The organism is Paenarthrobacter sp., assembly GCF_031180005.1.
GTDB lineage: Bacteria > Actinomycetota > Actinomycetes > Actinomycetales > Micrococcaceae > Arthrobacter.
On record NZ_JAPSHI010000022.1, the window covers coordinates 56,992 to 65,404 of the forward strand.

At 62.7% G+C, this 8,413-nt stretch carries 6 protein-coding genes; 4 read left to right on the forward strand and 2 right to left on the reverse strand.

The window, feature by feature from the left end; translation table 11 throughout:
- Positions 1–12: 12 nt before the first annotated feature.
- Both RIF72_RS15510 and RIF72_RS15515 read right to left on the reverse strand, forming a co-directional pair.
- A complete protein-coding gene (locus RIF72_RS15510; RefSeq protein WP_309075734.1) occupies positions 13–1,371 on the reverse strand; it encodes an MFS transporter in 1,359 nt (452 codons plus the stop codon).
- A gap of 389 nt (positions 1,372–1,760) precedes the next feature.
- Positions 1,761–2,432: a GntR family transcriptional regulator gene (locus tag RIF72_RS15515; protein WP_309075735.1), complete on the reverse strand. Its 672-nt coding sequence runs from the start codon at positions 2,430–2,432 to the stop codon at positions 1,761–1,763.
- Positions 2,433–2,582: 150 nt separating this feature from the next.
- On the opposite strand from RIF72_RS15515, the gene glyA reads away from it, so the two are divergent.
- The 4 genes from glyA to RIF72_RS15535 all read left to right on the forward strand — a co-directional run.
- Positions 2,583–3,968: a serine hydroxymethyltransferase gene (glyA, locus tag RIF72_RS15520; protein WP_309075736.1), complete on the forward strand. Its 1,386-nt coding sequence runs from the start codon at positions 2,583–2,585 to the stop codon at positions 3,966–3,968.
- A complete protein-coding gene (locus RIF72_RS15525) occupies positions 3,965–5,185 on the forward strand; it encodes a sarcosine oxidase subunit beta family protein (RefSeq protein ID WP_309075737.1) in 1,221 nt (406 codons plus the stop codon). Before glyA ends, RIF72_RS15525 begins: the two co-directional genes overlap by 4 nt.
- A gap of 21 nt (positions 5,186–5,206) precedes the next feature.
- Positions 5,207–5,644: a sarcosine oxidase subunit delta gene (locus RIF72_RS15530; RefSeq protein WP_309075738.1), complete on the forward strand. Its 438-nt coding sequence runs from the start codon at positions 5,207–5,209 to the stop codon at positions 5,642–5,644.
- Positions 5,645–5,646: 2 nt separating this feature from the next.
- The coding region (locus RIF72_RS15535) for a 2Fe-2S iron-sulfur cluster-binding protein (RefSeq protein WP_309075739.1) at positions 5,647–8,413 on the forward strand (2,767 nt) is incomplete at its 3' end.

An 8,413-nucleotide genomic window follows, 5' to 3' on the forward strand; every position in this document is an offset into this window, starting at 1 on the left:
TAGGTGGTTGTACTAGTCCTGCAGCAGAGGCTTTTTGGAAGTCTCGGCGGCGAACAGGACTGCGATGAGGGAAACTATGGCGGCGGCAACGAGGTACCAGCCGGGGGCAAGTTTGCTGGCGGTCATGCCGATCAGGAGGGTTGCCATGAATGGTGCGGTGCCTCCGAACAGGGCGTTGGAGAGGTTGAAGCTGACGGCGAAGCCTGTGTAGCGGACCTTCGTGGGGAAGAGTTCGGCGAGGAAACTGGGCAGGGTGCCGTCGTTGAGGGTGAGCATGCCGCCCAGCAGGATCTGCACCAGGACGATCACCAGGAAGTTGCGGGTGTCCAGGAGCATGAACGCTGGCACCGTCAGCAATATGAAGAGGACTGAAGCGGTGATGAGCATGCGCTTTCGCCCGAATTTGTCCGAAGCGATGCCCGTCAGGAAGATAAAGCCGATGTAGCTGGCCAGCGCGATGGTGGTGGCCAGGAACGACTCCGTGGCACCGAAGCCCAACTCCTCCGATAGGTAGGTGGGCATGTAGCTGAGGATCACGTAGAAGCCGACGGCGTTCAGCAGCACCGCACCTGTGGCGATGATCAACTGTTTCTTGTACGTCTTGAACATTGCCAACGCGGGAGCCTTGACGCCGTCGTCCTTCTCGGCCAGTTCACGGAACGCCGGAGTGTCCTCCAGCTTGGTGCGAATGTACCGGCCGATCAGACCCATGGGCGCGGCGAGCAGGAACGGCAACCGCCAGCCCCACTCGTTGAGCTGCTCCGCGCTAAGTACTGACGTCAGCAGGGCGGCAAGCAAGGATCCCAACAGCAGGCCCGCTGCAGTACTGGCAGGCACGACGGCGGCATAGAGTCCGCGTCGATTGGGCGGGGCATACTCCACCAGGAAGGCGGAAGCTCCCGCGTACTCGCCGGCTGCGGAGAATCCTTGGACGACTCTTACAAGCAGGAGCAGGATCGGCGCCATCACGCCAATGGTGGCGTAGCCCGGTATCAGTGCGATGCAGAACGTGGCTACTGACATCAGCAAGATCGAGAGGGACAACGCCTGCTTTCGTCCGAGGCGATCGCCGATATGTCCCCAGATGAAACCACCAAGCGGCCTCACGAAGAAGCTGATGGCGAAGACCCCGAAGGTTGCCAGGAGGGCTGTCTGACGGTCTGACTCCGGGAAGAAAACTGTTGAGATGATGCCGGCCAAATAGCCGTAAACGGCGTAGTCGAACCATTCAACAAAGTTGCCGATGAAGCTGGCCGTGACCACTCGTCGTCGAGTGTCCTTGCTGACTGTGTTGTTAGGGCTGAGGGTGTGGTTGGAGCCGGAGGCGGGCGAAACACCTTGCTCGGCTGCCACAGAGGATTCATTGCTCATGTGTCCACCAAAATCATTGGGGTTGCATTCAACGCAACGCTGTTGCACCAGAGTATGTGTGAGCGACGCCACGGTCAAGGGTCAATATGAAAGTAACAAGGAGCATTGAAAGTTCGCAGCTGCGGGAGAACCGGCTTCCCCGCAGAATTTGGCAGGCATGACGCCTGTTGCAACAGTAGGAACATTGTTGCGTCAGAGGAGCATTCGACGGCCCTTAAGCTCCTGTGCCACAGAAAAGGACGGGAGACAGCTACGCGCGTAGGAGCCACCACGGATGATCAGCGACACCCAAATACAGGAGGCCTCACTGAATATGCGCAGCGCGCAGGAATTCGGGGCCAGAGAGCGACCCGCCAAGCACGCGGGACGTGAGAGGGCGTTCGGAAGCTCTAGAGGACCTTGCGGATGGTCTCTTCGAAGCTGACTACGTGGTGCAGGGCGAGCTCGGCGGCGCGTTCTTCGTCGCCGTCAGCTATGGCCGTGAGGAGGTCGGCGTGCTCGGAGATGTGACCGGAAACGGAAGGCATTTTTTCGAGCATGTGGCACCAGATTCGGGTGGCCAGGTTGTCATAACGAATGAGGACGTCTTCGAGGTGCGCGTTGGCGGAAGCCTTGTAGATGAGTCGGTGCACTTGGATGTCGTACCGCATGAGTTCTTGGGAGGAGTTGTCCCTGCCTTCAAGATCACGGATTGCAGCGGCGACAGCGCGGAGCTCCGAGCGCATGGCAGGGCTGGCCATGCGGGCGGCTTTCCTGGAGGCGAGCGGCTCCAGGAGTTCGCGGATCTCGGAAACTTCGGCAAGCTGGGTAATGTCCACCCCGGTGGCGAACGTACCGCGCCTCGGATAGGACACCACGAGGTGGTCGCTTTCGAGTCGCTTGATGGCCTCCCGAACGGGAGTGCGTCCGATCCCCAGTTCAGCAGCGATTTGGCCGTCGTTGATGGGGTCGCCGGGTTTCACATCCAGCATGATGAGCCTGTCACGCAGCAGCAGGTAAGCGTTCTCCGCCAGGGACGAACCCTGCGGAGTTGATTCCAGTGCTTCCAATGCGGCGCTCATTGCTCTCTCCCGTCGTCCTACTTCAGTCTGCTGGATGAGTTACCGCAGACCTGTTGACGACCATGTGATCTTCAACATACTATGGCAATAGTTCTAATATATCAGTTGCCTAACAGTCGGCCACTAGACAAGCTTTTGAAGGAGAACACCATGGTTGAACCGCTGATCCGCCCGCTCGCCCAGGCGGACCCGGAGGTCGATCAGGCGATCGCCCAGGAACTCATCCGCCAGCAGTCCACGCTGGAAATGATCGCCTCCGAAAACTTCGCCCCAACGGCCGTCATGGAAGCCCAGGGATCGGTGCTGACCAATAAGTACGCCGAGGGATACCCAGGCAAGCGCTACTACGGCGGCTGCGAACACGTTGATGTGATCGAGCAGCTGGCGATTGACCGCTTGAAGTCCCTGTTCGGCGCAGAATTCGCCAACGTCCAGCCGCACTCCGGCGCACAGGCCAACGCCTCGGCCATGCACGCGCTGATCACTCCGGGCGACACCATCATGGGCCTGAACCTCGCCCACGGCGGACACCTGACCCACGGCATGCGCATCAACTTCTCCGGCAAGCTGTACAAAGTTGTTCCTTACGGCGTTCGCGAGGACACTCACACCGTAGATATGGCTGAAGTTGAGCGCCTCGCCCTCGAGAGCAAGCCGCAGCTGATCGTCGCCGGCTGGTCCGCTTACTCCCGCCAGCTGGACTTCGCCGAATTCCGCCGCATCGCGGACCTGGTGGGCGCCTACCTCATGGTGGACATGGCCCACTTCGCGGGTCTCGTCGCCGCAGGTCTCCACCCCAGCCCGGTACCGCACGCCCACATCGTCACCAGCACAACCCACAAGACCCTTGGTGGCCCTCGCGGTGGTGTGATTCTCACCAACGACGCCGACATCGCCAAGAAGGTGAACTCCGCCGTCTTCCCCGGCCAGCAAGGTGGACCGCTGGAACACGTCATCGCTGCCAAGGCCGTAGCTTTCAAGATGGCCGCGGAGCCGGAATTCCAGGAACGCCAGGTCCGCGTTCTCGAAGGCTCAAAGATCCTTGCCCAGCGACTTCTCCAAGAAGACGTAGCTGCAGCCGGCATCTCGGTTGTCAGCGGCGGAACAGACGTCCACCTGGTCCTCGCCGACCTCCGCCACTCCGTCCTCAACGGCCAGCAGGCCGAAGACACGCTGCACCGAATTGGCATCACGGTCAACCGCAACGCAGTGCCCTTCGACCCCCGCCCGCCGATGGTTTCGTCCGGTCTGCGCATCGGCACCCCTGCCCTCGCCGCCCGCGGTTTCGGCGCCGAGGACTTCACCGAAGTCTCTGACATCATCGCGACGGCGTTGATCGCCGCAGCGAACAGCGGCACCAAAGCAGACGGCACCGAAGCAGGCACCGAAGCTGACGTCACCTTGGACGACGCCACCGCCGTCGAGCTTCGCCGCCGCGTGACCGCACTGGCGGAGAAGTTCCCGCTTTACCCGCACCTTTCCAATAACGGCAATGGCGCCGTAACCGAAGCAGAACTGATTGGAGCAGCCCAGTGAGTGCAGACCACCTCCCCGAACACCCGGACTTCCTCTGGCGCAACCCGGAACCGAAGAAAAGCTACGACGCAGTGATTGTGGGCGGCGGCGGGCACGGCCTCGCCACCGCATACTTCCTGGCGAAGAACCACGGCATGACCAACATCGCCATCCTGGAAAAGGGCTGGCTGGCCGGTGGAAACATGGCCCGTAACACCACCATCATCCGTTCCAACTACCTCTGGGACGAGAGCGCCGCCATTTATGAGCACGCCCTCAAACTCTGGGAGATCCTCCCGGAAGAGTTGGAGTACGACTTCCTGTTCAGCCAGCGTGGCGTTATGAACCTGGCCCACACTTTGGGTGATGTCCGCGAAAGCGTTCGCCGCGTGGGCGCCAACAGGCTCAACGGCGTGGACGCTGAATGGCTGGACCCGGAGCAGGTCAAGGAACTCTGCCCCATCCTGAACATCAGCGACAACATCCGCTACCCGGTTATGGGCGCCACGTACCAGCCGCGTGCAGGCATCGCCAAGCACGACCACGTTGCATGGGCCTTCGCCCGCAAATGCGATGAACTCGGTGTGGACATCATCCAGAACTGTGAAGTCACCGGCTTCGTCAAGGACGGCAACCGCGTCACCGGCGTCAAGACCACCCGCGGCAATATCAACACCGAGAAGGTGGGCCTCTGCGCCGCCGGCCACAGCTCGGTACTGGCAGAAATGGCAGGCTTCCGCCTGCCGATCCAGTCGCACCCGCTCCAGGCACTGGTTTCGGAACTGCACGAGCCGGTCCACCCCACGGTGGTCATGTCCAACCACGTTCACGTGTACGTCTCCCAGGCCCACAAGGGCGAACTGGTGATGGGCGCCGGCGTGGACTCCTACAACGGCTACGGCCAGCGCGGTTCGTTCCACGTGATCGAGGAGCAGATGGCAGCCGCCGTGGAGCTCTTCCCGATTTTCGCCCGGGCCCACGTGCTCCGGACCTGGGGCGGGATCGTGGACACCACGTTGGACGCCTCTCCGATCGTTGGCCTTTCACCTGTGGAGAACATGTTCGTCAACTGCGGTTGGGGAACGGGCGGCTTCAAGGGCACCCCGGCAGCGGGCCTGACCTTCGCCCACACCATCGCCACCGGCGCTCCTCACAAGCTGAACAAGCCCTTCGCCCTGGAACGCTTCGAAACCGGAGCCTTGATCGACGAACACGGCGCCGCAGCCGTGGCCCACTAGCCAGGACAGGACAGGAAAAACATGCTTCTCATTTCATGCCCCAACTGCGGGCCACGCGACGAAACCGAATTCCACTACGGCGGCCAGGCACACATCGCCTACCCGGAGAACCCCAACGACCTCACGGACCGCGAATGGGCTGAGTACCTGTTCTACCGGGAAAACACCAAGGGCACCTTCGCCGAGCGCTGGGTCCACAGCACCGGCTGCCGCCAATGGTTCAACATGCTCCGCGACACCGTGAGCTACGAAATCCACTCCATCTACGCAATGGGCCAGCCCCGCCCCGACCTCGCTAAGAGTACGGCGGCAGGAACAGGCACAACCCCCACGAGCGAACCGGCCCAGCCCGGCGAGTTCACCCAAAGCGGCGACTTCGGCCAAGCAGGCGAACCAGGCCTCGCACCCGGGGCCGCAACAACAGGCGCCACAGCACCCACCTCCTCGGAAGGAGTCTAGAAGTGACCAGCAAGAACGCACGCCTCGCCACCGGCGGACGCATCGATCGCAGCATCTCTTGGCGCTTCACCGTGGACGATCAGGAATTCACCGGTCACCCGGGTGACACCATCGCTTCGGCACTGTTGGCCAACGGTCACATCAACGCCGGCAATTCCCTCTATGAGGACCGCCCCCGCGGCATCATGGCCGCCGGCGTGGAAGAGTCCAACGCCTTGGTCAAGATCGCCCCCCGCTTCCGCGGCCACGTAGCCGAATCCATGCTTCCCGCCACCGCAGTTTCTCTGGTGGACGGCATGAACATCGAGCTCCTGTCCGGCTTGGGCAAACTGGATCCCAACGAGGACAAAGCCGAGTACGACAAGAAGTACGTCCACACGGACGTCCTTGTGGTCGGTGGCGGTATCGCCGGCCTGGCTGCAGCACGTGAAGCCGTCCGTACCGGTGCCCGCGTCATCCTGATCGACGACCAGCCAGAACTTGGCGGCTCGCTGCTCTCCGGTTCCACCGCCCCGGAATTGGCCGAACAGATCGAAGGCAGGCCCGCTCTGGAATGGGTAGCTGACGTGGAAGCCGAGCTGGTTTCCGCCGGCGAATGCACGGTGCTGAACCGGACCACCGCGTTCGGCTCCTATGACTCGAACTACTTCATTGCAGCCCAGAACCGCACGGACCACTTGAGTGTTCCGGCAGCTTCGGGCGTCTCCCGCCAGCGTATTTGGCACATCCGTGCCAAGCAGGTTGTCCTGGCACCGGGCGCCCACGAGCGTCCGCTGGTGTTCGAGAACAACGACCGTCCGGGCATCATGCTCGCCTCGGCCGCCCGCACCTACCTGAACCGGTACGCCGTGGCTGCCGGCTCGCGCGTTGTCATCAGCACCACCAACGACTCCGCTTACGCTCTCGCCTCGGACCTGAAGGCAGCAGGCGTGGCGGTTGCCGCCGTCGTCGATGCCCGCCCGCAGATCAGCGCAAAGGCCGCCGCCGCCGTCGAGTCCGGTATCCGGGTGCTCATCGGCAGTGCGGTGGCTGACACTTCCGCAGACGAGAACGGCCGTCTGAACGGTGTCACCATCCGCAGTATTAGCGACGACGGCGAACTCACCTCGGGCGTCGAACAGCTGGCTGCCGATCTGCTCGCGGTTTCCGGTGGCTGGAGCCCGGTGGTCCACCTCCACAGCCAGCGCCAGGGCAAGCTGCGTTGGGATGACGAGCTCGCAGCGTTCATTCCCACCGCTCCTGTCAGGGACCAGCACGTTGTGGGCGCAGGCCGTGGCAGCTTCGAACTCCAGGACTGCCTGGCAGAGGGCATCTCGGCTGGAGCAGCAGCGTCCATCGCGGCTGGTTTCGAGTCAGCCACCACTCCCGTAGAGCTGCAGGCACCCGTGGCCAGCGCTCCGAGCCGTCAGCTCTGGCTGGTTCCCGGCCAGACTGGCGAACCGGGCGAGTGGCACCATCACTTCGTCGACTTCCAGCGCGACCAGTCCGTGGCCGATGTCCTTCGCTCCACCGGAGCAGGCATGCGGTCCGTGGAACACGTCAAGCGGTACACCTCCATCAGCACCGCCAACGATCAGGGCAAGACGTCCGGCGTCAACGCGATCGGCGTCATCGCCGCAGCATTGAAGTTCGGTGGAGCCGAGAACATTCCGGGCGTCGGTGAGATCGGAACCACCGCTTACCGTGCTCCGTTCACGCCCGTGGCCTTCGCCGCTTTGGCTGGCCGCCAGCGTGGCGAACTGTTCGATCCCGCCCGCGTGACCTCCATCCACCCGTGGCACGTTGCCCAGGGCGCACTGTTCGAAGATGTTGGACAGTGGAAGCGCCCTTGGTACTACCCGCTGGCCGGGGAAGACATGGACACGGCAGTCCTGCGCGAGTGCGCAGCCGTCCGCGAATCCGTGGGCTTCATGGATGCAACCACGCTCGGCAAAATCGAGATCCGTGGCAAGGACGCCGGCGAATTCCTCAACCGCGTGTACACCAACGCCTTCAAGAAGCTCGCGCCGGGGTCCGCCCGCTACGGTGTCATGTGCACCCTGGACGGCATGATCTTCGACGACGGCGTGACCCTCCGTTTGGACGATGACCGCTACTTCATGACCACCACCACCGGCGGCGCAGCCAAGGTGCTGGACTGGCTGGAAGAGTGGCACCAGACGGAGTGGCCGGAACTCGATGTGGTCTGCACGTCCGTCACGGAACAGTGGAGCACCATCGCCGTCGTCGGCCCGAAGTCCCGCGCCGTGATCGCCAAGGTTGCTCCCCAGCTCGCCGAAAACGGTGGCCTGGACGCTGACGCCTTCCCATTCATGACCTTCCGCGAGACCACGCTGGCCTCCGGAGTGCAGGCTCGTGTTTGCCGCATTTCCTTCTCCGGCGAACTGGCATACGAAATCAACATCCCGTCCTGGTACGGACTCAACACCTGGGAAGCCGTCGCTGCCGCAGGTGCGGAGTTCAACATCACCCCTTACGGCACCGAAACCATGCACGTTCTCCGCGCCGAGAAGGGCTACCCGATTGTCGGGCAGGACACCGACGGCACGGTCACCCCTCAGGATGCCGGCATGGACTGGATTGTCTCCAAGGCCAAGGACTTCATCGGCAAGCGCTCCTACCTCCGCGAAGACGCAAGCCGTGAGGACCGCAAGCACCTGGTCAGCGTCCTTCCCGTGGACCACTCGCTGAGGTTGCCGGAAGGCACGCAGCTCGTGGAAAAGGGCATTCCGGTCAACCCGGCTGACGGACCCGTTCCCATGGAGGGCT